The organism is Pseudoduganella danionis (genome assembly GCF_009720775.1).
GTDB classification, from domain to species: Bacteria; Pseudomonadota; Gammaproteobacteria; order Burkholderiales; family Burkholderiaceae_D; genus Rugamonas; species Rugamonas danionis.
In genome coordinates, this window is sequence record NZ_WNKW01000001.1 from 988,039 (window position 1) to 1,012,748 (window position 24,710).

The 24,710-nt window shown below is 60.9% G+C and carries 24 protein-coding genes; 19 read left to right on the forward strand and 5 right to left on the reverse strand.

Features of this window, described 5'->3' with window-relative positions:
* Positions 1-109 precede the first annotated feature (109 nt).
* The 9 genes from pyrG to GM655_RS04250 all read left to right on the forward strand — a co-directional run bounded on the left by pyrG (position 110) and on the right by GM655_RS04250 (position 10,069).
* Complete coding sequence (gene pyrG, locus GM655_RS04210; RefSeq protein WP_155433339.1) at positions 110-1,771, forward strand: CTP synthase; 1,662 nt, start codon at positions 110-112, stop codon at positions 1,769-1,771.
* On the forward strand, positions 1,768-2,622 hold the full coding sequence (kdsA, locus tag GM655_RS04215; RefSeq protein WP_155433340.1) for a 3-deoxy-8-phosphooctulonate synthase: 855 nt from the start codon (positions 1,768-1,770) through the stop codon (positions 2,620-2,622). The genes pyrG and kdsA overlap by 4 nt, the downstream gene beginning before the upstream one ends.
* Positions 2,623-2,740: 118 nt before the next feature.
* On the forward strand, positions 2,741-4,024 hold the full coding sequence (eno, locus tag GM655_RS04220) for a phosphopyruvate hydratase (RefSeq protein ID WP_155433341.1): 1,284 nt from the start codon (positions 2,741-2,743) through the stop codon (positions 4,022-4,024).
* A gap of 42 nt (positions 4,025-4,066) precedes the next feature.
* A complete protein-coding gene (gene ftsB / locus GM655_RS04225; protein WP_155433342.1) occupies positions 4,067-4,387 on the forward strand; it encodes a cell division protein FtsB in 321 nt (106 codons plus the stop codon).
* Between the two features lie 7 nt (positions 4,388-4,394).
* Entirely contained in the window at positions 4,395-5,192 is a 798-nt protein-coding gene (locus GM655_RS04230; protein ID WP_196308699.1) for a substrate-binding periplasmic protein, read from the forward strand.
* An 80-nt stretch (positions 5,193-5,272) separates the two neighbouring features.
* Positions 5,273-5,911 carry a glutathione S-transferase family protein gene (locus tag GM655_RS04235; protein WP_155433343.1) on the forward strand — a complete coding sequence of 213 codons (639 nt, stop codon included), beginning with the start codon at positions 5,273-5,275 and terminating at the stop codon, positions 5,909-5,911.
* A gap of 2 nt (positions 5,912-5,913) precedes the next feature.
* Positions 5,914-6,444, forward strand: a complete 531-nt coding sequence (locus GM655_RS04240) for a gamma carbonic anhydrase family protein (protein ID WP_155433344.1) — start codon at positions 5,914-5,916, stop codon at positions 6,442-6,444.
* A 110-nt stretch (positions 6,445-6,554) separates the two neighbouring features.
* Complete coding sequence (locus GM655_RS04245) at positions 6,555-8,870, forward strand: TonB-dependent receptor domain-containing protein (RefSeq protein WP_155433345.1); 2,316 nt, start codon at positions 6,555-6,557, stop codon at positions 8,868-8,870.
* Positions 8,871-8,881: 11 nt separating this feature from the next.
* Positions 8,882-10,069, forward strand: a complete 1,188-nt coding sequence (locus tag GM655_RS04250) for a hemin-degrading factor (protein WP_155433346.1) — start codon at positions 8,882-8,884, stop codon at positions 10,067-10,069.
* Between the two features lie 32 nt (positions 10,070-10,101).
* On the opposite strand, the gene GM655_RS04255 is transcribed toward GM655_RS04250, so the two are convergent.
* A complete protein-coding gene (locus GM655_RS04255) occupies positions 10,102-11,319 on the reverse strand; it encodes a glycerophosphodiester phosphodiesterase (RefSeq protein WP_371866745.1) in 1,218 nt (405 codons plus the stop codon).
* Between the two features lie 8 nt (positions 11,320-11,327).
* Positions 11,328-13,781, reverse strand: a complete 2,454-nt coding sequence (locus GM655_RS04260) for a TonB-dependent receptor (RefSeq protein ID WP_229632362.1) — start codon at positions 13,779-13,781, stop codon at positions 11,328-11,330.
* Positions 13,782-13,909: 128 nt separating this feature from the next.
* Here GM655_RS04260 and GM655_RS04265 point away from each other — a divergent pair, with 128 nt between their 5' ends.
* Positions 13,910-14,251: a hypothetical protein gene (locus GM655_RS04265; protein WP_155433348.1), complete on the forward strand. Its 342-nt coding sequence runs from the start codon at positions 13,910-13,912 to the stop codon at positions 14,249-14,251.
* Between the two features lie 65 nt (positions 14,252-14,316).
* On the opposite strand, the gene hslO is transcribed toward GM655_RS04265, so the two are convergent.
* Positions 14,317-15,261, reverse strand: coding sequence for an Hsp33 family molecular chaperone HslO (gene hslO / locus GM655_RS04270; RefSeq protein WP_155433349.1), 945 nt, complete (start codon positions 15,259-15,261; stop codon positions 14,317-14,319).
* Positions 15,258-15,788 (reverse strand): gamma carbonic anhydrase family protein, encoded by a 531-nt coding sequence (locus tag GM655_RS04275; protein ID WP_155433350.1) that lies wholly within the window; start codon positions 15,786-15,788, stop codon positions 15,258-15,260. Before GM655_RS04275 ends, hslO begins: the two co-directional genes overlap by 4 nt.
* A gap of 219 nt (positions 15,789-16,007) precedes the next feature.
* Here GM655_RS04275 and GM655_RS04280 point away from each other — a divergent pair, with 219 nt between their 5' ends.
* The 9 genes from GM655_RS04280 (at position 16,008) to bamC (ending at position 24,260) form a co-directional block, all read left to right on the forward strand.
* Positions 16,008-16,901: an alpha/beta fold hydrolase gene (locus tag GM655_RS04280; protein WP_155433351.1), complete on the forward strand. Its 894-nt coding sequence runs from the start codon at positions 16,008-16,010 to the stop codon at positions 16,899-16,901.
* 69 nt (positions 16,902-16,970) lie between these two features.
* Positions 16,971-17,813 carry a 3',5'-nucleoside bisphosphate phosphatase gene (locus GM655_RS04285; protein WP_155433352.1) on the forward strand — a complete coding sequence of 281 codons (843 nt, stop codon included), beginning with the start codon at positions 16,971-16,973 and terminating at the stop codon, positions 17,811-17,813.
* A 94-nt stretch (positions 17,814-17,907) separates the two neighbouring features.
* On the forward strand, positions 17,908-18,792 hold the full coding sequence (htpX, locus tag GM655_RS04290; protein ID WP_155433353.1) for a protease HtpX: 885 nt from the start codon (positions 17,908-17,910) through the stop codon (positions 18,790-18,792).
* A 33-nt stretch (positions 18,793-18,825) separates the two neighbouring features.
* Positions 18,826-19,449 (forward strand): L-threonylcarbamoyladenylate synthase, encoded by a 624-nt coding sequence (locus GM655_RS04295; protein ID WP_155433354.1) that lies wholly within the window; start codon positions 18,826-18,828, stop codon positions 19,447-19,449.
* Between the two features lie 164 nt (positions 19,450-19,613).
* The gene (locus GM655_RS04300) at positions 19,614-20,291 is read left to right on the forward strand and encodes a site-2 protease family protein (protein WP_155433355.1); all 678 of its coding nucleotides are present in this window, start codon (positions 19,614-19,616) and stop codon (positions 20,289-20,291) included.
* 7 nt (positions 20,292-20,298) lie between these two features.
* Positions 20,299-21,501 (forward strand): tryptophan--tRNA ligase, encoded by a 1,203-nt coding sequence (locus GM655_RS04305; protein WP_155433356.1) that lies wholly within the window; start codon positions 20,299-20,301, stop codon positions 21,499-21,501.
* Positions 21,498-22,055, forward strand: a complete 558-nt coding sequence (locus tag GM655_RS04310) for a class I SAM-dependent methyltransferase (RefSeq protein ID WP_155433357.1) — start codon at positions 21,498-21,500, stop codon at positions 22,053-22,055. Before GM655_RS04305 ends, GM655_RS04310 begins: the two co-directional genes overlap by 4 nt.
* An 84-nt stretch (positions 22,056-22,139) precedes the next feature.
* Positions 22,140-23,015: a 4-hydroxy-tetrahydrodipicolinate synthase gene (gene dapA / locus GM655_RS04315; protein WP_155433358.1), complete on the forward strand. Its 876-nt coding sequence runs from the start codon at positions 22,140-22,142 to the stop codon at positions 23,013-23,015.
* 72 nt (positions 23,016-23,087) lie between these two features.
* Positions 23,088-24,260, forward strand: a complete 1,173-nt coding sequence (bamC, locus tag GM655_RS04320) for an NlpB/DapX family lipoprotein (RefSeq protein WP_229632363.1) — start codon at positions 23,088-23,090, stop codon at positions 24,258-24,260.
* 188 nt (positions 24,261-24,448) lie between these two features.
* On the opposite strand, the gene GM655_RS04325 is transcribed toward bamC, so the two are convergent.
* The gene (locus GM655_RS04325; protein ID WP_155433359.1) at positions 24,449-24,685 is read right to left on the reverse strand and encodes a hypothetical protein; all 237 of its coding nucleotides are present in this window, start codon (positions 24,683-24,685) and stop codon (positions 24,449-24,451) included.
* Between the last annotated feature and the right edge of the window lie 25 nt (positions 24,686-24,710).

The following is a 24,710-nucleotide window of genomic DNA, read 5'->3' on the forward strand; positions in this document are numbered from 1 at the left end:
ACGGTTAATTACAAGGGAATGGAGGTTTTTTCAGGGCGGGATGCTGAAGATTTGCGCGTTTTAGGCTATAATTTCAATTTCCCGCATGTGCCGTTCGGCACCATCTGCAATGACCAAATTTGTCTTCGTCACTGGTGGCGTCGTGTCTTCCCTTGGTAAAGGGATAGCCGCCGCCTCTCTCGCTGCGATCCTCGAATCGCGCGGCCTCAAAGTCACCATGCTCAAGCTCGACCCGTACATCAACGTCGATCCGGGCACGATGAGTCCTATGCAACACGGTGAAGTATTCGTTACCGACGACGGGGCGGAAACCGACCTCGACCTCGGCCACTACGAGCGTTTCATCTCCACCCGCATGAAAAAGGTGAATAACTTCACCACCGGCCAGATCTACGAATCGGTGATCCGCAAGGAGCGCCGCGGCGAGTATCTGGGCAAGACCGTGCAGGTGATCCCGCACATTACCAACGAAATTCAGGATTACATCCGCCGTGGCGCGGAAGGCTACGATGTCGCGCTGTGCGAAATCGGTGGCACGGTCGGCGATATCGAATCGCTGCCATTCCTGGAAGCCGCACGTCAGCTGAGCCTGCGCGCTGGCCGCAAGAACTCGGCCTTCGTGCACCTGACGCTGGTGCCTTACATCGCCTCCGCTGGCGAACTGAAAACCAAACCGACCCAGCACTCGGTGCAGAAACTGCGCGAAATCGGTATTTCGCCAAACGCGCTGCTGTGCCGCGCCGATCGCCGCATTCCGGAAGACGAACGCGCCAAGATCTCGCTGTTCTCCAACATCGAAGAGCAGGCTGTGATCTCCGTATGGGACGTGGACACCATCTACAAAGTGCCGCAGATGCTGCACGACCAAGGTCTGGACGCGATCATTTGCGACGCGCTCGATCTGAACCCGGCACCGGCCGATCTGTCGGTGTGGAGCAAATTGATCTACACCCTCGAACATCCGAAGTCGGAAGTTTCGATCGGTATGGTCGGCAAATACGTGGAACTGACCGAGTCGTACAAATCGCTGACGGAAGCGCTGCGCCACGCCGGCATCCACAACGAATGCAAGGTCAATATCGAGTACATCGACTCGGAAGAGATCGAGACCACCGGCTGCGCCGAACTGTCCAAGTACGATGCGATTCTGGTACCGGGCGGCTTCGGCAAGCGCGGTGTAGAAGGCAAGATCATGGCGGCCCAGTTCGCCCGTGAAAACAAGATCCCTTACCTCGGCATCTGCCTCGGTATGCAGGTCGCGCTGATCGAATACGCGCGCCACAAGGCCGGCCTGACCAGCGCTAACTCCACCGAGTTCGATCTGGAAACGCCACAGCCAGTGGTTGCGCTGATCGACGAATGGCAGGGCGCCGATGGCAAGGTCGAGAAGCGCGACGAGAATTCCGATCTGGGCGGCACCATGCGTCTGGGCGCGCAAACTTGCGCCATCAAGCCAGGCACGCTGGCGGCCGAAATCTACGGCGCCGTCGTGACCGAGCGTCACCGTCACCGTTACGAAGCCAACAACCACTATCTGCCACGCGTCGAAGCGGCTGGACTGATCGTGGCAGCGCGTACGCCGACCGAAGATCTGTGCGAAATTATGGAATTGCCACGCAGCGGAGACAACGCTCACCCGTGGTATATGGGTGTGCAGTATCACCCAGAATTTAAATCGACCCCGCGTGACGGCCATCCGCTGTTCACGTCTTACATCAAGGCTGCACTGGCTCACAAGGCCGCTGGCGCCGTACAAGGAGATGCAGCATGAAACTGTGCGGATTTGACGTCGGTCTGGATCAGCCGTTCTTCCTGATCGCTGGTACCTGTGTGATCGAATCGCGCCAGATGGCCTTCGATACGGCAGGCGCGCTGAAGGAAATGACGAGCGAACTGGGCATCCCCTTCATCTACAAATCGTCCTTCGACAAGGCCAACCGTTCCTCCGGTACTTCCTACCGTGGGCCGGGCCGCGAAAAAGGTCTGGAGATACTGGGTGACGTCAAACGCGAACTGGGTGTGCCGGTGCTGACCGACGTGCACGATGTGGAAGAAATCGCCGAAGTGGCGGCCGTCGTCGACGTGCTGCAAACCCCGGCCTTCCTGTGCCGTCAGACGGATTTCATCACCGCCTGCGCCCAGTCCGGTCTGCCGGTGAACATCAAGAAGGGCCAGTTCCTCGCGCCCGGCGACATGAAGAACGTGATCGACAAAGCCCGTCTGGCCGCCCGTGCCAAGGGCCTTAACGAAGACAACTTCATGGCCTGCGAGCGCGGTGCTTCGTTCGGTTACAACAATCTGGTGTCGGACATGCGTTCGCTCGCCATCATGCGCGAATCGAACTGCCCGGTGGTATTCGATGCGACCCACTCGGTGCAGCTGCCGGGCGGTAACGGTACTTCGTCGGGCGGTATGCGCGAAATGGTGCCGGTGCTGTCGCGTGCTGCGGTGGCCGTGGGCGTGGCCGGTCTGTTCATGGAAACCCACCCGAATCCAGCGCAAGCGCTGTCGGATGGTCCGAACGCCGTACCGCTGGGCCGCATGCGCGAGCTGCTGTCCACTCTGATCGAACTGGATCGCATCACCAAGAAAGCTGGCTTCCTGGAGAACAGCTTCAACTAAAAGCAACAAGCCCGCACACCGGACAGGTCGGGTGTGCGGGAAATTCCCGTTATCCTGACTCGTACAAGATGCGCGAGCATCCGGTGCGACATCGTATCGCCTAACTTTGGAGAATGACATGAGTGCTATTGTTGACATTATCGGCCGTGAAATCATCGATTCGCGCGGCAATCCTACCGTCGAATGCGACGTGCTGCTGGAATCGGGCGTGATGGGCCGTGCCGCTGTACCGTCGGGTGCATCGACCGGTTCGCGCGAAGCCATCGAACTGCGTGACGGCGACGCCAAGCGCTACTTCGGCAAGGGCGTACTGCAAGCCTGCGAAAACATCAACACAGAAATCTCCGAAGCCATCATGGGTCTGGACGCCAACGAACAGGCTTTCCTGGACCGCACCCTGATCGATCTGGATGGCACCGAGAATAAGAGCCGTCTGGGCGCCAACGCCATGCTGGCCGTATCGATGGCTGTGGCTAAAGCTGCTGCAGAAGAAGCTGGTCTGCCACTGTACCGCTACTTCGGCGGTTCGGGCGCGATGCAACTGCCAGTGCCGATGATGAACGTGATCAACGGCGGTGCACACGCCGACAACAACCTGGACATCCAGGAATTCATGATCATTCCGGTGGGCGCACCGTCGTTCAAGGAAGCCGTGCGTTATGGCGCGGAAGTGTTCCACACCCTGAAAAAGATCCTGCACAAGAAGGGTCTGAACACGGCAGTGGGCGACGAAGGCGGCTTTGCTCCTTCGCTGGCTAACCACGAAGAAGCCATCAAGCTGATTATTCAGGCGATCGAAGAAGCCGGCTACGAGCCGGGCACGCAAGTGGCTATCGGTCTCGATTGCGCTGCGTCCGAGTTCTACAAAGACGGCAAATACGAACTGGAAGGCGAAGGCCTGTCGCTGACCGCGACCGAGTTCACCAACCTGCTGGCTACCTGGTGCGACAAGTATCCTATCATCTCGATCGAAGACGCGATGCACGAAGGCGACTGGGACGGCTGGGCGATTCTGACGGCTGCTCTGGGCAAGAAAGTCCAGCTGGTCGGCGACGATCTGTACGTCACCAACACCAAGATCCTGAAAGAAGGCATCGCCAAAGGCATCGCCAACTCCATCCTGATCAAGATTAACCAGATCGGCACCCTGACCGAAACCTTCGCAGCCATCGAAATGGCCAAGCGCGCCGGCTACACCGCCGTGATCTCGCACCGTTCCGGCGAAACCGAAGATTCGACCATCGCCGATATCGCTGTTGGCCTGAACGCCCTGCAGATCAAAACCGGCTCGATGTCGCGTTCGGACCGCATGGCTAAGTACAACCAGCTGCTGCGTATTGAAGAAGATCTGGGCGACATCGCTTCCTACCCAGGCCGTGATGCGTTCTATAATCTGAAGTAATTCAGATAGTGCGGCCGGCTCCCCGCCGGCCGCTTTCAAGTTATGCGCCTGATTACCATCGCCCTCACAGCCTTGCTGCTGTTGATCCAGTACCCGCTCTGGCTGGGGAAGGGGGGCTGGCTGCGCGTTGCTGATTTCGAAGCGCAGGTGAATGCCGCGCACAAGAAGAATGCGGAGCTGATCGCCCGCAATGCTAAACTCAACTCCGAAGTGATGGACCTGAAAGATGGTACGGGAGCCGTGGAAGAACGCGCCCGCTACGAGTTGAGCATGATTAAACAGAACGAGATTTTCATCCAGATCGTCGGCAAAGGGCAGGCCACTCCGCCGCCACCGCTGGCGCCCCGACCCGAACCCCGTTGAGGCCCCGATGTTGATGCGTTACGCCCTGCTGTTGTTGCTGGTGCTGCAGGCACCGCTGGCTTACAGTGGTGGCGCTTGTATACCCGTGCGTGTCGGTTATATCGACCAGCACCGCCCGCCATACTGGCTGGGCGAAGGCGAAGTCGTGCCGGAACCGCCCGGCGCCTCCGTTGATCTGATCCGCGCCGCCGTGCAAGGCAGCGGCTTCCATTGCCCACCCATCCTGGTCCGCCTGCCGGCCGCGCGCCTGAAAATGGCGCTCGAAGCGGGCGATATCGATATGACGCCGATAGGCGAACAGCCTAGCTACTCGCCCGAGATTGCCTTGCCGCGTGACCGCGATGGCAATGTGGACCGCAACCGTGCCTTGCGCAATACGCTGGTGGTACTGGTGCGCAGCAAGGATAAAGTCCCAGCCAATACCAACCCGGCCGACTACCTGCGCGGCAAAACCATAGGCGCCTCACAGGGCAGCGGCTTTAATCCGCGCCTGCGCGAAATGGGGCTCAACGTGGACGACGGTGCGCGTGACCTGGACCGCAACCTCGCCAAGCTGAAGCTGGGGCGGGTCGATGCGGTGGTCACCAATCTGGTCAAGCCCGGCCATCTGGATGCTACGCTGAAGCGCTACGGCGGCAGCATCGTGCAGCTGCAGCAGCCTCTGATCAATAGTCGCCTGTGGATGGCCTTCAATGCCAGCTACTACCGTGCCCACCCGGAACAGGTGGAAGCGCTATGGACCTGGCTCGATACCAATCGCCTGCATCTGGGCGACTACATCAACAAATACCGTAATACCCAGTGAGCGCGTGGCGCCCGAACGGCAGCCTGCTGGCAGGCCTGCCGCTATTGTCTTTTCCTACCTGATCCTCTACCGGAGCTACTATGAAACTGATCGGCATGCTCGATTCGCCCTACGTCCGCCGTGTGGCCGTGACGCTGCAACTGATGGGACTCAAGTTCGAGCACCAGTCTCTGTCTGTGTTCAGTACCTACGACCAGTTCCGCGCCATCAATCCTGTCGTCAAAGCGCCCACGCTGGTGGCCGATGACGGTACTGTGCTGATGGATTCCACCCTGATCATCCAGTATGCCGAAGCGCTGGCCATGCCGGCCTACCGCATGACGCCTTCGATGCCCACCGAGCTGCTGCGCTCCCTGCGCGTTCTCGGCGTGGCGCTGGCTGCCTGCGACAAGGCGGTGCAACTGGTGTATGAGCACAAAGTGCGTCCGCTGGAAAAAATGCACCAGCCATGGGTGGCACGCGTGACTACCCAGTTGCTGGAAGCGTTCGATGCGCTGGAAGCGGAACTGGCGCGCCAGCCACTGGAACTGCAGAAGCCCGACCATGCCAGCGTGATGACGGCCGTGACGTGGTACTTCACCCAGCAGATGCTGGGCGATGTGGTGGTGGCCAGCCGCTACCCGCTGCTGCAGGCCTTCTCGCAGCAGGCCGAAGCCCTGCCGGCATTTAGCGCCGCGCCGTATGGCGATGGCACTTACCCGGTGACGGCAGGAGCCTGAGCATGGCGCTGGAACGCTATCTTGATACGGCGCCGCAGCTGGCGGCCGAGGTGTATCTGCATGCGACGGCGCAGGTGATCGGCGATGTGACGCTGGGCGCGAACAGCTCAGTGTGGTGCAATGCCGTGGTGCGCGGCGATGTGAACCGCATCGTGGTGGGCGAGGGCACGAATATTCAGGACTTCAGCATGTGCCACGTGTCGCACCGCCGGCCCGACAAGCCGGAAGGCTCGCCGCTGATCATTGGCGACTACGTGACGATCGGCCACTCCGTGCTGCTGCACGGCTGCCGCATCGGCAATGAATGCCTGATCGGCATGGGCTCCATCATCATGGACGATGTGGTGATTGAGGACCATGTGATGGTGGGTGCGGGCAGTCTGGTCTCGCCCGGCAAGGTGCTGGAAAGCGGCCACCTGTATGTGGGCCGCCCCGCTGCCAAGGTGCGCGCGCTGACGCGGGAAGAAATCGCCTATCTGCGCTATTCGGCCGAACACTATGTGCGCGTGAAGAATAACTATCTGGCGGGCTAGCAGGCGGAATTTCGCTTGTAAATGAGAATCATTCTTGATAATATAAGTCTTCCGCCAGCAATCAGCATTGTTCCGAGAGCCAGCTATTAACCTCTCTCGTATGGAACTCTATGCTCGCTTTTTCTACCGATGCCGGTATGCGGCCGGCGTCGGCCTGCCTGCGGCCTGCCACGGCCGCCGTCCAATGCGCACTATGGATCATGCTGGGCGCGCAGCCACTGCACGCTGGTGCGCAGGATGCGCCCACACTGGGCGAAATTCTGGTCCAGTCCACCCGTGTTGAAGCTGGTACCGCTGGCGCCAGCAATACGGTGGTGCTCAGCGCCGAACAACTAAGCCGTAACAATGCCAGCGATATGGCCAATATCGCGCGCTATGCACCACTGGTCAGTGTTCCGTCGGCCGCCAGTGGTGGCGGCAATATCTGGGATGGTGCCGGCAATACCGGCTTCAATATCCGTGGTGCGGAGGGCAATCGCGTCAGTTTGACGCTCGATGGCGTGGCCTTGCCGGATGCTGCCCCCAAGCCTGATGCCACCAGTGCCAATACTTTCGGCATAGGCCGCGATTATTTCGATCCCGAAACGTTCCGCGAAGTGCGCATAGGCGCAGGTGCCAGCCCGGCCGGTGCTGGCACACCCGGTCTGGGTGGCGCCGTTGCGTTCGTGACCAAGGTGCCGGAGGACTATTTATCTGGCCGTTCGCTGTATGCCGATTTGCGCGTCGGCTATAGCGGCGAGCAGTCGCAACGCTCGCAGGCGCTGACGGCTGCAGCCCGTCTGGCGCCGTCGCTACAGGCTCTGATCGTGGCGGTGCACCGGGCGGGCAAAGAAACGGCCAGCATGAGCACGGTGCTTGTCAATCCGGACCGCTGGCATTCCGATGCCGTGCTGGCCAAGCTGCACTGGCAGCTGACGCCGCAGCAGCGCCTGCTGTTTGCCATCGACCAGTATCAGGCCCAGCATGATCGTTTGTTTGCCAACAAGTTGGGCGCCTCGTATCCGGAAGGCGCCACCCAGGACGGCAGCACCGAGCGCACCCGCTACAGCATAGAGCACCGCTACGCCCCTGTGGCGCTGTGGCTGTTCGATCAGCTCACCACCCGTCTGTACACCCAGAATGCGGCCGTGACAGATCTGACCCGGGCCAGTTACATCACTGGTGGCCAGCCCTATCTGCGCACTATCAGCACGGGTTATTACAACCACAGTCAGGGGCTGGCATTCGAAGCCAGCAAGCAGGTGCAAGCCGGCTGGCAACTGGCCTATGGTGCCAGCTACGAGCAGCAGCAGGCGCGCCGGCCCTGGCTGGAAGACCGCACCGTGCTGAAAACCGGCGCGCACCAGATCACCATGAAAAACCGTATGGCCGATATGGATACGGACAAGCTGGCCCTGTATGTGCGTAGTGACTGGATGTTCAAGCTGGCGGGGCTCGATGCCACGCTGACGCCGGGCCTGCGCACCGAGCAGCGCAAGCTGCACCCGACGAATCTGGCGGCCTATCTGATTGCCGTGCCGGCCGCGGCGCGCGAAATCCGCGACGAAACCGATGCCTATCTGAGCCCGAGTCTGGAGTTGGCGCTGGAATTGTGGCCCGGCTATAGCGCCTATGCCAGCTATAGCCGCGGTACCCGCCTGCCGACGGCAGCCGAGCGCACCGGCACTTTCGATTCCTTCAGCTACACGGCGGCCGGCAATGGCTACGCCGTGCTGGGCAATCCGGCGCTGCAGAAGGAGACCAGCAACAGCTACGAGCTGGGGCTGAAAGGGGCACCGGCAGCGGGTATCGAACTCGATAGTTCGGTGTTCTATAACACCTACGACAATCTGATCGAATATGCGGCCCAGCCGGCTGATCCCGTCAATTATCCGACCATTACGGCAGGACTGTATCGGCCCGAGAATATCGGCAAAGCCCAAAGCTGGGGCGGTGAAGTGTCGGCCCGCGTGCAACTGGGGCAATGGCAGCCTGCCCTGCAAGGCTGGAGCCTGGCTGCCGCCGCTGGCCTGTCGCGTGGCGCGGCGCAGAACCGCAGCAGCGGCAAACAGGGAGGTCTGCCATCCATCCAGCCTTACAAGGCCAATGCCAGTCTGGCGTATGACGCTGCGGCGGGACTCGCCGGTATGGCATTCACGCTGGCCGGCGTGCGTGGCAAGACGGCCAGCGAGGACGTCATCAGCAGCAATACCACAGCGCGCTTCCGTGTACCCGGCTATAGCGTGATGGATGCCACTTTCTACTGGAATCTCGGCAAACATGCGCAACTCACGGGCGGGGTGTACAACCTCGGCGACCGCAAATACTGGGACTATGCATCGGCACGTAGTCTGGCTGCAGGCAGCACGGCGCAGGCACTGGCCGACATTGAACGGGCGTCACGTCCGGGCCGTAACTATGCACTGAATCTGAAAGTTATCTACTAATGGAGGCGAATATGAAGAAGACTTATGTACTGGCGCTGGCGTTGGGCAGTGTGCTGTTGTGTGGCGCCGTCTCGGCCAGTGAGCTGGCGGTGCGCTGGGAACGTCTGCGGGCGGAACAGCCACGCCTGACGGCGCGCGATGCGGCTAGCAATCTGGGCGTATCGGAAGCGGAACTGTTAGCCACTGGCATAGGGCAGGGCGTGACCCGATTGCGCGAAGGCGAACTGGTGCCACGCGAGATCATGCGCCGGGCACTCGATCTGGGGCCGGTAATGGCGCTGACGCGCAATGACTATGGTGTGATCGAACGCACCGGCGTAGCCACTCGTCTGAAGGCGCAGGAGCAGGTGACGGGACTGGATGCGGACAAGGACCAGGAACGCGAGGCACGCCTGCGCAATATCGCCGGCGGCTATCTGGGCGGCCCGATCGACCTGCGCTTCACTTTCCGCAACTGGAAACATGCATTTGCCGTGGCACAGCCGGGCAAAGATGGTGTTATCAGCCGCAGCCTGCAGTTCTTCGACGGGCAGGGCAACGCGGTGCACAAGCTGTATGTGAAAAGCGAGGCTGGTACGGCGATGTTCGACCAGATGGTAGCCGAGTTCCGCCATCCGCAGCAGCAGGCGCCGCTGCAGATCACGGCTGCACCGGTGCGGGCGCCAGAGCGGCCAGATAGCGCCATCGACGTGCAGGAATACCGGCTGGCGTGGCAGGACATGAACGATGTGCACCAGTTCAACCGCCTGCTTGGTGAATTCGGGGTGAGTCGCGAACAGGCCATGCGTCTGGCACCTGCCGGTGCAGCGCGGGCGATTGCGCCGCAGGCCGTGCGCCAGCTGCTGGAACAGGCGGCGCAGCAGCAGGTGGAGATCATGGCCTTCCTCGGTAACGAAGGCACAATCCAGATCTACAGCGGCAAAATCGGCAAGGTACAGGAAGCGGGGGGCTGGTTCAACGTGCTGGACCCGCAATTCAATCTGCACCTGCGCGACAACGCTTTCCGCAGCGCTTATGTGATCCGCCGTGCCGGCGTGACCTCGGTCGACTTCTATGACCAGCGCGGCGATCTGGTAGTCAGTTTCTTCGGCGTGCGCGCACCCGGCAAGCCGCAACCGCAAAGCTGGCTGGACCTGACCGCAGCCCTGCCGCAAGCGCCAGGTACTGCTGGTCAGGCTAGCCTGCAGGCCAGTCGCTAGACGCCGGGCCCGTTGCCACCGCGGTTATCGTTTCAGACAGTGGCAACGGCCGCGCGGCCCAGCGCCGGATCGTCGGTAAAGAAACCGTCGATGCCGGTGGCGATGTAGCGCTGCATCTCCGCAATCGATCCCGCTTCATGGCGTGCCGCAGGCCCGTCATTGCTGCGGAATTCGGCCGCGAGGAAGTAGTTCTCGGGACGGAAAGTCCACGGCTCCACCCGCAGGCCGGCGCGGTGCGCGTCCTCTACCAATGCCGTCGGTTGGCCCAGCGTGCCATCTTTCTTCAGCGGGATGATGGCGCGCGTGGGCGGCGCGACCACATCGGCATAAGTGGCGATTTCGCGCAGACCGGCCGGGGTGCACATCTGCTGGTAAGTCAGCTTGCCGCCCGCTTTGGCCACATCCATGGGCGGTACCGGCAGATCCACTACCAGCTGCATCAGGCGCAGATTGGCGCGCTGGCCCAGCTTGCCGCGCATGTATTTCAGATTGCTCACCTCGAAGGACTGTATCTCCACCGGATTGCGGCGCGTGTAGTCATGCGCAGCGAGGATGGCGAGGAAACGGTCTTCCAGCGGCAAGCCTACGCTGGCAAAGTAGGTCGAGCTTTTCAGCTCCGGCACCAGGCCGATCAGGCGCCCGCGTGCGGCCGCTTCGGCCGCGACGAAGTCGATGATTTCCTCGAATGTGACGATCTGGAACATGCCGTTGTAGGCCGCGCTGCCGGGCCGCAGCTGGGGCAGGCGTTCGATGGCGCGCAGGGTTTTCAGTTCGGCCAGCGTGAAGTCGTCGACGAACCAGCCTTCATGGGTTTCGCCATCGATGGTCTTGCGGGTTTTGCGGCTGGCGAACTCGGGCCGCGTGGCCACGTCCGTAGTCTCGTTGACGAAGGCATCGTGGCGCGCCACCAGCACGCCGTCGCGGGTGCTGACCAGATCGGGTTCGATATAGTCGGCACCATCGGCGATGGCCTTGGCATAGGCGGCCAGCGTGTGCTCGGGACGCAGCGCACTGGCGCCGCGGTGGCCGAACACCAGAGGCTTGCCGCTGCCTAGGCCCATGGCGGCCACGCCGGGCAGGCCGGATAGGTCCGGCGTAGCGGGCGCGCCAGCTGCCAGCATGCTGGCAGCACGGCCAGCGTTGGCTGGCGTGGTTTGTGCGAAGGCTGTGGCAGGCAGCAGGGTTGCCCCCGCCGTAGCTGCTGCAGCACCGAGAAAACCGCGCCGGGACAGGCGCGCTTGCAGTGTCATATCACGCATCAGAAGTCTGCCATCAAAGTCAGGAAGCCCTGACGTGGAGCGATAGGATAGGTATTGTAAGTGCCGCTGGCAGCACCCACCACCACATTGAGCGGACCCTCGCGATTGGCCAGATTGCTGACGTTGAGGCGGTAGCGCGCATTCTTCAGCACATTGCTGTTCAGGAAAGGCAGCTTGCCCGAAACGCCGAGGCTCATCAGGAAGTAGCTCGGTACGTCGAGGTCATTGGTGTAGGTGGCGTAGCGTTTGCCCACGTAGTCGCCGATCAGCTGGAACTCGGTATCGGCGATGTTCAGCGTGGCCACGGTCTTGTTCATCCACTCAGGGCTGCCCGGCACGGACTTGCCCGAGGTCGGCACCAAATCCTTGCCGTTGTTGTAGTTGTCCGAGTAGGTGGAGCGGTTGAACGACAGCGCGTTATACAGCGAGAAGCTGCGGCCCATGTGCACAGTGCCGGACAGGTCGATGCCGTTGGTCTTCACGCTACCGACGTTGGCCAGCACCGGATTGCCGCCGATGATGGAAGTAATCACGGGCGTCGGGCTGATGGTCAGCAGACGGTCCTTGAAGTCCACATGGTACAGGCTGACCTGACCGTCGAAGGCAGTGATGGCGCCCAGATCAACGTTATGGCTGCTACGCAGGCCCAGTTCGTAGGTGATCGAGGTTTCCGGTTTGGCCGTGGTCTTGAACAGATCGAACGCGGCCTGGCTGGCCAGACTCCATGGCGAAGCACCGCCGCCGCCGTAGGTGACGAACTGGCGCATATTCTTCTGCACGTTGATGAAAGCCTGATCCTGCGCGCTGATATCCCAGCGTGCGCCGACCTGTGGCAGCAGCCATTTCTTGGTGTCGATCTTGCCGACTGGCAGAGCCAGCGAGCCATTGGCAATCGCCCCTTTGGCCGGCTGCACCGGGAACTGGCCGTCGGCAAACTGCAGGCTGGATTTGAAGCCGGCCTGCAGCGCCAGATTGGGCTGCATGCGCCATTCATCCTGCAGGTGCAGTTGCACCACCTTGTTATCGATCTCGCTGCCGTACTGGGTGATCAGCGGATTGCTAGGGCGGCCGTATGGCGAGCTAGGATTGTTCACATCGAGTGCATACCAGCGGCGGTAAGCCGAGGAGCGGTTATGTTCGAACCACAGGCCGCCCTGCACGGTGTGGTTGCCGAATTCGCTGCGCACGGTGGACAGCCAGCCGTTGCGGTTGATGGCGTATTCAGTGGTGCGGGTGGCATAGCCGGAATTGCCGAACACCTGTTTCAGGTTCTGGTTAGGGTAGTACACGGCGAACAGGCCGGGCAGACCGGCCACGCCGATCGGACCTGCCACCACGCCCACGCCATCGTCGTTGTGGTAGTAGATCTGGTTAGACCAAGTGGTGTTTTCACCGAGCGGCATTTCGTATTTGGCATAGGTCAGGTAGTCGGTACGCTGCGCATCGCTGTAGTAGTTGCGGTAGTTGTTGCCTTCTGCTGCAGGCGTGGCGCCGGTGGGCGACAGATAGGCCAGTGCGGTAGCAAAGTCCGGATACATGAAGGGACGGGTGTAGGGCTGGAATTTTTCCGTCGCCGAGTGCACGGTGGCGTCTTCGTTCGGCTCGATCTTGTCGGAATAGTTGAAGAACAGGGTCAGCTTGCCGGCATCGTCGTTGTGGATGAATTTGGCGTTGACCTGATTGCCGCCCTGACGGCCATTGAAGTCCCAGGCTTTCTGTTCGTGGTGGGTGGCCGACAGGTAGGCGCTGTTGCCATTGCCGAAATTGCCGCTGTCGTAGCGCAGGAAGGTACGCGAAGTCTTGTAGCTGCCTACTGTCTGCTGCACGGCCAGATTGCGTTCGCGCGCCGGATCACTCGAGAAGGTTTCGATGGTGCCGCCCAGATTGCTGGTCGAGGCGGTGGCCAGATCGCCGGCGCCCGAGGACAGAATCACGCGGCCGACGTTTTCGCTGATCACGGCGCGCTGCGGCGACAGGCCGTTGTAGTTGCCGTACTGCTGGTCGCCCAGTGGCACGCCATCCATGGTGTAGCCCAGTTGCTGGCCGCTGAAGCCGTGTACGAACAGCGACAGGTTCTGCTCGTTATTGCCCCATGGGTCGGCCGTCTGGAAGCTCACGCCGGGCAGCGTCTGCAGGGCTTTCAGCGGATTAATGCCGGGCAGGATTTTCTGCATATCGGCTTTGCCCAGCGCGACCGAGGAGCGGGTCTTTCGGGTCGATACTTCCACCGTAGCCATCGGTGCGGCCATGGCGCCTACGCTGGCATCGGCGGCCGTCTGGGCGGCTGTATCAGCGGCTACGTCGGCTGCCACGGCTGCGGCGCCAACGGCATTTGCGGCAGCCGCTTCGCCGGAGAATTCGGCCACGGCTGCAGCAACGTTGGCCGCCATGGCCAGCATTGGTACACTCAGTGCCAGTGCCAGTGTAGGGACGGTGAAAATTGGTCGATTCATGATTAGCCTTCAAGACAAGTTGGTGGAATTTGTAACGTCGGCAATGATAGTGACCAACTATTACCGGAGCGTGACGCGAGTGCGCTACACTGCCGGATCGAGACAGCAGAGAACGGGAAGGGAGCAGGATGGGAACTTACACACGGCGCTGGCGTGCCCTGTGCGGGCTGGGGGCGCTAGCGGCGCTGGCTGCCTGCACTACGGTGAATCAGGGAGCGTTCAGCAATTACGTGGCACAGACGGTGCAGCCCGGCATGACGCTGGACGAAGCGCTGGTGCGCATGCGCGCGGAAGGCTTTAGCTGCAATACCAGCACGGGCGGCAGTGTGACAGTGTGCACGCGGCCGCTGGAGCGCATGTTGCGTACGGACTGCGTGGAGCGGGTGGATCTGGTGCGTAGCGTGAACGCGGTCAAGCTGGTGGGGAAAGTGGATGTGCTGGAGACGCGCTGCGCCAAACTGTGGAATTAGCGGCGCGCCACGAACGGGCGCGCCGGCAGCAACTTGAAGCCAGGTGCTAGCGCCTGGCGTCGGGCTTAGTGCTTGGCGTCGCTGGCAGGCAGCAGCGCTTCGGCAGGGGCGATGAATAGCTGGGCGCAGTCGACCGCATCGTAGGCGTAGTGCTGGCCGCAGAAATCGCAGTTGATGGCAACCTGGCCCTGTTCGGCCAGCACGCTTTCCACTTCGTCGCGGCCCAGCATCTGCAGCATATTGCCGACTTTTTCGCGGCTGCAGCTGCAGTGGAAGCTAGGATGCACGGGATCGAACACGCGGATGGTCTCTTCCCAGAACAGGCGCTGCATCAGCACCTCGATGCCGGTGCTCAGCAGCTCTTCCTGCTTCAGCGTGGAGCCCAGGATCACGGCGCGGTTCCAGGTTTCCAGTGCTTCGTCCGCACTCAGCGGTGCCGCTTCGGCCGTACCGCCATGCAGCGGCAGCTTCTGCAGCAGCAGGCCGCGCGAACTCTGTTCGTCTGCCGCCAGCCACAGCTTGGTATCCAGCTGTTCCGAGCGCAGCATATAGTTTTCGATCACAGTCGCCACGTCGCCGCCATCGAGCGGGACTATGCCCTGATACGGTTGCTGACCCGGCAGCTTGTCGGCCGGATCGAGCGTGATGATGAAGCGGCCCTTGCCATGTGCGTGCAGCAGATCGGTCAGGGTTGCATCGTCGGCAATCACGGCATCCGGTGCCAGCTTGGCGGTTGCGCGCAGGCGCAGTTCGGCGTCGCATTCAACCACCAGCAGACGTACCGGACCATCGCCATGGATCTGCATGATGATGGAGCCGTTGAATTTCAGATTGGCCGACAGCAGCGCAGCGGCCGCCACCATTTCGCCCAGCAGCTTGCGCACGGGAGCAGGGTAGTGCTGGCGTGCCTGCACTTCGCGCCAGGTAGCGGAAATGTCGATCAGTTCGCCACGTACGGCAGCGTTCTCGAAGATGAATTTTTGCAGGGTGTCCTGCCCGGTGTTGCTCATGGTGTTCCTATCTTTTTCAGTTGCGACTTGAAGAGCTGGCCGCGTTGTACATAGTTGTCGGCGTTGGCGCGCAGATTGGCGGCATCCTGTTCCGTCAGCGTGCGCACGGCCTTGGCCGGCGAACCGATGATCAGGCTGTTGTCAGGGAATTCCTTGCCTTCCGTGACCAGCGCACCGGCTCCGACAAGACAGCCTTTGCCGATCTTGGCGCCGTTCAGGATCACGGCCTGTATGCCGATCAGGGCGCCGTCGCCGATGGTGCAGCCGTGCAGCATGGCCTGATGGCCGATGGTGACGTTTTCGCCCACCGTCAGCGGGTAGCCCATATCCGTGTGCATCACCGTGCCTTCCTGCACATTGCTGCCGGCGCCTATGGTGATGCGCTCGTTATCGCCGCGGATGGTGGCACCGAACCACACCGAGGTGTTGGCATGCAGCGTGACTTTGCCGATTACGGTGGCGGTGTCTGCAACAAATGACGATGCATCGATCTCGGGCGCGTGTTCGCCCAGTTGATATATAGACATTGGAAACCTTTGTGGGTGTGGTGAGATGCCGCGCCAGCCCCGCAACGGTCTGAGTTGTCGGTCCGCTAATGCTTGGATGCTTGCGCGCCAGAATGTCGCTATTTTACGCTTGTGCAGCTATCGAACGGTCGTGCTATTATTTTGCAGCGCCGCCAGCTAGCTGTTTTGTCGTGCTTGCTGGTGGATATTGCGCCAATTTACGTCTTTTCAAGGACAGACATGACTTATACGCCTTCCCGATCCGAATTTCTGACCATACGCGGTCTGCGCAGCCATGTGCGGCACTGGGGGCGCGAGGGCGCGCCCAAACTGTTCATGCTGCATGGCTGGATGGATGTGGGCGCCTCATTCCAGTTCGTGGTCGATGCCTTGCAGGGCGACTGGCATGTGATAGCGCCGGACTGGCGCGGTTTCGGCCTGTCCCAGCGTAGCGGCAGCGATACCTACTGGTTCCCCGATTATCTGGCCGACCTCGACGCCATTCTCGACCATTATGCGCCGGGCGAGGCCATCAACCTGCTCGGCCATAGCATGGGCGGCAATGTCGTCAGTCTGTACGCCGGGGCGCGGCCGGAGCGCATCCGCAAGCTGATCAATCTGGAAGGGGGCGGCCTGAAGTCCAACAAGCCGGAACAGACACCGCGCCGCTATGCGGCCTGGCTCGATGGCCTGCATACGCTGCCCGCCCTGCGCACTTATACGAGCGAGGCCGAAGTGGCAGCGCGTTTGCAGAAAACCAACCCGCGCCTGAGCAATGAACGCGCTGCCTTCCTCGCCCAGCACTGGTCGGCCCAGACCACGCCGGGCCGCTGGGAAGTGCTGGGCGATCCGGCCCACAAGCAGCATGGTCCGCTGCCTTACCACTCGGAAGATGTGCTGGCCTGCTGGAGTGCCATCACGGCGCCCGTGCTGTGGGTGGAGGCGGCCCAGACCGATATGTGGAGCTGGATGGGCGGCGAGGCCGAAGGGCGTACGGAACTGGATTTCCGGCTCGGTCATTTGCGCAATGTTGAACGCCATATCCTGCCAGATGCGGGCCATATGCTGCACCATGACCAGCCAGAGGCGCTGGCCCGCCTGATCGAGCAATTTCTGCAGAGGTCATTGCCATGACAGCGGCTAAGTGAATTTTGTGCAAGAGGCGTACAATGCAAGCTTCATTGCAGCGTTTTATGTACCCGTATGTCTAATGCCTTAAAAGTCGATTTGCACTGTCATTCCAATGTCTCTGATGGCGTACTGGCGCCCGCTGCCGTGGCGCAGACGGCGCGCAAGGCCGGTGTCGATGTGTGGGCGCTGACCGATCACGACGAAATCGATGGCGTGGCCGAGGCGCGCGCTGCAGCGCAGGCGTTGGGCATGCAGTTCGTGAGCGGGGTGGAAATTTCGATTACCTGGGCCAAAGAAACCGTGCACATCGTCGGCCTGCAGATCGATGAAACCCATGCCGGCCTGTGCGCCGGTCTGGCCGCCACCCGTGCCGGCCGCGACAACCGTGGCCGCCAGATTGCGGCCGAGCTGGCCAAAGCCGGCATCGCCGATGCGTATGAAGGCGCGCTGAAATTTGTCGGCAATCCCGATCTGATGTCACGCACCCATTTTGCCCGCTATCTGGTGGAGCAGGGCGTGTGCGCCAACATCCCTGACGTGTTCAAGAAATACCTGTCGGAAGGCAAACCCGGCTATGTACCGCACCGCTGGGCCACGCTGGAAGATGCGGTGGGCTGGATCCGTGCGGCCGGCGGCATCGCCGTGATCGCCCACCCGGGCCGCTATAAATTCAACGACATGGCGCAGGGCGTGCTGTTCGACGAATTCAAGCAGCTGGGCGGTACGGCCATTGAGGTGGTGACGGGCAGCCATACGCCCGACCAGTATCCCGAATATGCCGAGCTGGCCAGACGCTATGGTTTCCTCGCTTCGCGCGGCACGGATTTCCATGCGCCGGGCGAAGCGCGGGTGGATTTTGCCCTGCTGCCGCCATTACCGGCCGGGGTCACGCCGGTCTGGCATGACTGGTTCTAGGCGCTATACCAGCCCTTGAAAATCAGCCAGGCTGGTCTTATCTATCTGCCGCGCGCTGTTCCTTAATTCCGTGATCCCCCAGGGAGACTTAGCAATGAAACGTATCGTCCTGTTTATTCTGACCAATCTGGCCGTGATGCTGGTGCTGTCCATCGTGCTGTCGCTGCTCGGTATTGGCCGTCCCGGCAGTGGCAATACGCTGCAACTGGGCAGCCTGCTGGCCTTCTCGCTGGTGGTAGGCTTTACCGGTGCCATATTCTCTCTGCTGATCAGCAAGCCCATGGCGAAATGGTCGACCGGCGCGCGCGTGATTACGTCGCCCACTAACTCGACCGAGCTGTGGCTGGTCAACACCGTGGCCACACTGGCCCAGCGCGCCGGCATCGCTATGCCGGAAGTGGCCGTATATGACGGCGAGCCGAATGCTTTCGCGACGGGCGCTTTCAAGAATTCGGCGCTGGTGGCCGTCTCCACGGGCCTGCTGGAAAGCATGAACCGCGATGAAGTCGAAGCCGTGCTGGGCCATGAAGTGGCCCACATCGCCAATGGCGACATGGTGACCATGACGCTGATTCAGGGCGTGGTGAATACCTTCGTGGTGTTCCTGGCCCGCGTGGTGGGTTTCTTTGTCGATAAGATGCTGCTCAAGAATGACGACAGCGAGCGCCGCGGCCCCGGCATCGGTTACACCATCACCGTATTTGTGTGCGAAATCATCTTTGGTCTGGCCGCATCGCTGATCGTGGCATGGTTCTCGCGTCAGCGCGAATTCCGTGCGGACGCCGGTTCGGCCCGTCTGCTGGGCAGCTCTGTACCCATGCAGCATGCGCTGGCTCGCCTGAACGGCATGACGCCCGGCGAATTGCCGCAATCGATGGCGGCGTCCGGCATTAGCGCTTCGGCCGGCTGGGGCGCACTGTTTTCCACCCATCCACCGTTCGAACAGCGTATTGCAGCCTTGCGTAGCGTACAATCTTAAGCTTACGTCACAGCGGCCACCGCCAGCGCCATCATGAGTCAGTTTTTTCAGGTCCATCCCGTTAATCCGCAGCCGCGTCTGATCAAGCAGGCGGCGCAGATCGTGCATGACGGCGGCATCGTCGCCGTGCCGACGGATTCCTGCTATGCGCTGGTGTGCCACCTCGATGACAAGGCTGCAGTGGAACGGCTGCGCCGTATCCGCGGGGTGGATGAAAAACACCACCTGACCCTGCTGTGCCGCGACCTCAGCGAAATCGGCGTGTATGCACGCGTCGATAACCAGCAGTTCCGCCTGCTCAAGGCGGCCACGCCGGGACCGTTCACCTTCATTCTGGAAGCGACCAAATGCGTGCCGCGCCGGCTCAGCCATCCATCGCGCAAAACCATAGGCTTGCGGGTACCGGAAGACGCCATCGTTCACGCGCTGCTGGAAGTGCTGCAGCAGCCGCTGCTGGGTACGACGCTGATCATGCCGGGCGAGACGGAAGCGCTCAACGATGCCGATGCCATCGTCGAGCGGCTGGGCAAACTGGTCGATCTGGTGATAGACGGCGGCGCCTGCAGCATGGAACCGACGACCGTGATCGATCTGACGGGGCCGCAGGCCGAACTGGTGCGCCAGGGCCGCGGCGATGCCTCGATGTTCGGCTTGTGAGCAAAGCGGCGCGCTGGTCCGGCGGTCCGGCATCAGACCATGAATTAGTAAGAACTAAGCAAGAACTAAGATGGAACTGGCATGGTCTGGTGATTAACTGGGTATCTGTGCCGGCCCCTGACGGTACTGCTTGGGCTGAGTCCGCCCTCTGGTAGAATCCCCTCATGAACGAAACTGACAGTCTGATCCAAACCATCACGGTGTATCTGATCCCCGTGTTGTTTGCCATTTCCCTGCATGAAGCGGCGCACGGCTATGTGGCACGCTATTTCGGCGATCCCACGGCAGCCCAGGAAGGGCGCTTGAGCCTGAATCCGCTGCGGCACATCGACCCTTTCGGCACCATCATCCTGCCCCTCATCCTGAGTCTGCTGCACCTGCCGGCCCTCGGCTATGCCAAGCCGGTGCCGGTCGATTATGGCCGCTTGCGCAATCCCAAGAAGCAGATGGCTTTCGTGGCGGCAGCCGGTCCGGCCGCCAACTTCGCCATGGGCTTGGGCTGGATGACCTTGTGGGTGCTGCTGACCTATGCGCTGGGTTTCCCGCAGGATGACTTCTTCATTGAAATGAGCAAGGCCGGCATCGGCGTCAATTCGGCCATGTGCATATTCAACCTGATTCCTTTGCCGCCGCTAGACGGTGGCCGTATCGTCACGGGCATGCTGCCGCTGCCGCTGGCTCGCCAGTACGCCCAGATCGAACGTTATGGCATGTATGTGTTCATCGGGCTGATCCTGATGATGCAGTTTGGCCTGCTGACCGACTTCCTCGTGGGCGGCATGCACATCCTGCAGAGCATCTTCCACGTGCTGCTATTCCCCCTGATTTTCTTACTTCGCTGAGCCCTCTATGTACCCCGATCGTGTAGTTTCCGGCATGCGCCCCACTGGTTCCATGCACTTGGGCCACTACCACGGCGCATTGAAAAACTGGATCAAGATGCAGTCCGAACTGCCTTGCCTGTTCTTCGTGGCCGACTGGCATGCCCTGACCACGCACTATGATGACCCCAGCGTGATCGAACGCAGCACCTGGGATATGCTGATCGACTGGCTGGCGGCCGGTATCGATCCGTCGCAGGCCACGCTGTTCATCCAGTCGCGCGTACCTGAACATGCCGAACTGCACTTGCTGCTGTCCATGGCGACGCCGCTGGGCTGGCTCGAACGGGTGCCTACCTACAAGGATCAGATCGAGAATCTGTCCAACAAAGATCTGGCAACTTACGGCTTCCTCGGCTATCCGCTGCTGCAGGCCGCTGACGTGCTGATTTACCGTGCGAGTCAGGTGCCGGTGGGCGACGATCAAGTGCCGCACATTGAAATGATGCGCGAAATTGCGCGTCGTTTTAACCATATGTACGGCAAAGAGAAGGGTTTTGAAGAAAAAGCGCAGGAGGCCGTGAAAAAGCTTGGCAGCAAACGCGCCAAGCTGTACAACGAACTGCGCACGGAATACCAGCAGGATGGCAAGGAAGAGGCGCTGGAGCAGGCCAAGGCCATGCTGGACGATGCACAAAGCCTGTCCATGGGCGACCGCGAACGCCTGTTCGGCTATCTGGAAGGCAGCCGCAAGCTGATACTGGTGGAACCGCAAGCCCGGTTGACGGCCGCTTCGCGTCTGCCCGGCCTGGATGGCCGCAAGATGTCCAAGAGCTATGGCAATTCGATCGCCCTGCGCGAAGACAAAGCCTCGGTGGAAAAGAAGATCCGCACCATGCCGACCGATCCGGCCCGGGTACGCCGTACCGACGTGGGTGATCCGGCCCGCTGCCCCGTGTGGCAGTTCCATCAGGTGTATTCCGATGCGCCTACCCAGGAATGGGTGGTAAAAGGATGTAAATCTGCCGGTATCGGTTGCATCGAATGCAAACAGCCCGTTATCGACGCGATCGTCAAGGAACAGGAGCCTATGCACGAGCGCGCCCAGCAGTATCTGGACGACCCGTCGCTGGTACGTGCCATCGTGGCCGACGGCAATGATGCAGCGCGCAAGCTGGCGCTCGAGACCATGCGCGATGTACGCGAAGCCATGGGACTGGCTTATACATGAGCCATAGCAGCGACCTGATTTCGCCATGGGTGCAGCGCTATGCGCCGCTGATACCGAGCGGCGCCGTGCTCGATCTGGCTTGCGGCCATGGCCGCCATGCGCGCCATCTGGCAGCGCTGGGCCATGCCGTGGTGGCGGTCGATCGCGACCCGGCGGCACTGGCCGCAGCGGCCGGTGATGGCATTACCACCACGGAAATCGATCTGGAACAGGCGGGTGCGCCGTGGCCTTTCGGTGCGCAGCGCTTTGCCGGCATTGTCGTGACCAACTATCTGCACCGGCCGCTGGTACCGGCCATGCTGGACAGTCTGACAGCGAATGGCGTGCTGATTTATGAAACTTTTGCGGAAGGTAATGCGCAGTTCGGCAAACCTTCCAATCCGGCATTTCTGCTCCAGCCTGGCGAATTGCTGGGCTGGGCGCAACGCCATGGTTTGCACGTGGTAGCCTATGAAGAAGGTGTGGTCGACACGCCAAAAGCTGCCATGGTGCAACGACTGTGCGCCGTGCGGCCGGAATTCCCCCGTATGGCGGCTTTATTGCCACCATTTTGACGGTTGATTTGTCGCCGCGAATGCACCACGGCAGCGACCTATCGACTACAATCGTTGTTTTAATTCTTTACGCAGTGGTTACCTATGATTAAGGGCAGCATCGTAGCAATCGTCACCCCGATGCACGCAGACGGAAGTCTGGATTTCGAGGGTTTGAATCAGCTGATCGACTGGCATATCGCCGAAGGTACGGACAGCATCGTCATCGCCGGCACGACCGGTGAATCGGCCACCGTGAGTGTGGAAGAGCACTGCGCACTGATCAAGGCCACGGTGGCCCACGCGCGCGGCCGGATTCCCATCATCGCTGGCGCTGGCGCCAACTCGACGGCAGAAGCCATCAAGCTGACCCGTTACGCCAAGGAAGCGGGCGCGGATGCCACCCTGCAAGTAGTTCCTTACTACAACCGTCCTACCCAGGAAGGCATGTACCAGCACTTCAAGGCCATCGCCGAAGCGGTGGACCTGCCGGTGATTTTGTACAACGTGCCGGGCCGCACCGTGGCCGACATGAGCAACGAAACCATCCTGCGTCTGGCGGAAATCCCCAACATCGTCGGCGTAAAAGATGCGACTGGCAATATCGGCCGCGGCTACGACCTGCTGCGTCTGGCACCGAAATCGTTCGCCGTGTACTCGGGCGATGATCCGACCGCTATGGCACTGATGCTGGCCGGCGGCGCCGGTAATATTTCCGTGACCGCCAATGTGGCACCGCGCGGCATGGCGGAAATGTGCAAGGCCGCCATCGCCGGCGACATCGCCAAGGCGCTGGAATGGAATAACAAGCTGTTCCCGCTGCACCAGAAGCTGTTCATCGAGCCGAATCCGGTGCCAGTGAAATGGGCGCTGGCGGAAATGGGCAAGATGCCTGCGGGCATACGTCTGCCGCTGGTACCGCTGGCGGAAGATTGCCACGCTGCCGTACGTGCAGCACTGAAAGAATCCGGCGTTCTGTAATACACCTAAGCCCCGACTACGGTTCGGATCGTTTTTGATTTGCTGCTATTCAGCTATTTAAATAGTTACCACATGACTAATCGCAAGACAGTTTCTATTTCCTCGCAACGCGCTGTGCTGGTGGGCGCCTTGATGGCCAGCCTGACCGGTTGCGGCATGATTGGTTCCGTGGTTGGTACGGATAAGGTCGATTACAAGGCCGCCAAAAAGGCCAGCACGCTGGACGTGCCGCCAGATCTGACCCAGTTACAGAAAGATAACCGCTATTCGCTGCCGGATTCGAACAATGGCATCGCTACTGCTTCTGGCTACAACGCTTCGCGCGGCAACGGCGGCAATACCGCTGCAATCGTGCCGGGCACGCCAGCGGCGGGCAGTGTGGCAGTGGCGGGGCTGGGCGATATCAAGGTGGAACGCGACGGCAACCAGCGCTGGCTGGTGGTCAAGCAGACGCCAGAGCAACTGTGGCCTCAGCTCAAGCAGTTCTGGGAAGATTCGGGCTTTGTGCTGGCCAAGGAAATGCCGGCGGCTGGCCTGATGGAAACTGACTGGAACGAAAACCGCGCCAAGATTCCGCAGGACTTCATTCGCAATACGCTGGGCAAGGTGTTCGATTCGCTGTATTCGAGCGGTGAACGGGACAAGTTCCGTACCCGTATCGAGCGCCGTGCCGACGGTAGCAGCGAAATCTACATCAGCCACCGTGGCGCCAAGGAAGTGGTGACCGGTCCGCAAAACGAAACCACTTCGTGGACGCCGCGTGCCAATGATCCGGGTCTGGAAGCGGAATTCCTGGCCCGTCTGATGACCAAGCTGGGCAATGTAAGCGAAGTGGCCGAAGCCCGTAGCACGGTCGAGAATGCGCCAGTACAGGCTCAGCACGCAGTGCTGGTCGGTAGCGGTGCCGAGCGCGCCGTACAGGTGGATGAAGGCTTTGACCGCGCATGGCGTCGTGTCGGCCTGGCGCTGGACCGTGCCGGCTTCACGGTGGAAGACCGTGACCGCACCCAGGGCACATATTTCGTGCGCTATGTGGACGAAAATGGCGAAAGCAAAGGCTTCTTCTCCAAACTGTTCAGCTGGGGCTCGTCGGAAGCGGACAAGGAAGCGCAGCGCTACCGTATTCTGGTGAAAGCCGGCGCAGGCAGCACCAGTGTGGTGACGGTGGCCAACAACGCGGGGCAGGCCGATACCGGCGCTGTGGCCGAGAAGATCCTGACGCTGCTGCACGAACAGCTGAAGTAATGTTTGTAGCGCCGGTATTATCCGGCGCAATAAAAAAGCCGGCATTTTAAATGCCGGCTTTTTTTATTTTTAAACTGCAGGGATAAAAACCCGCTGAGCGGAATAGGGGAGGTTTTATCGCTGCGGTCTGGGTAAAAGTGACAGACGTAAAAAAACCGGCCCGCAGGCCGGTTTTTCTATCGAGCTGATTACTTCGAAGCAGCTGGAGCAGCAGCGGCTGGAGCAGCAGCAGCGTCCGAAGCGGCTGGAGCAGCAGCTGGAGCAGCAGCAGCGTCCGAAGCAGCAGGAGCAGCAGCTGGAGCAGCGGCTGGAGCAGCAGCTTCAGGAGCAGCTACTGGAGCTGGAGCAGCAGGAGCTTCTTCTTTTTTCGAGCAAGCAGCCAGAGCAACAGCCAGCAGGGAAACGATCAGCAGGGACTTTTTCATGGATTTTCCTTAGTTAATTCAAATT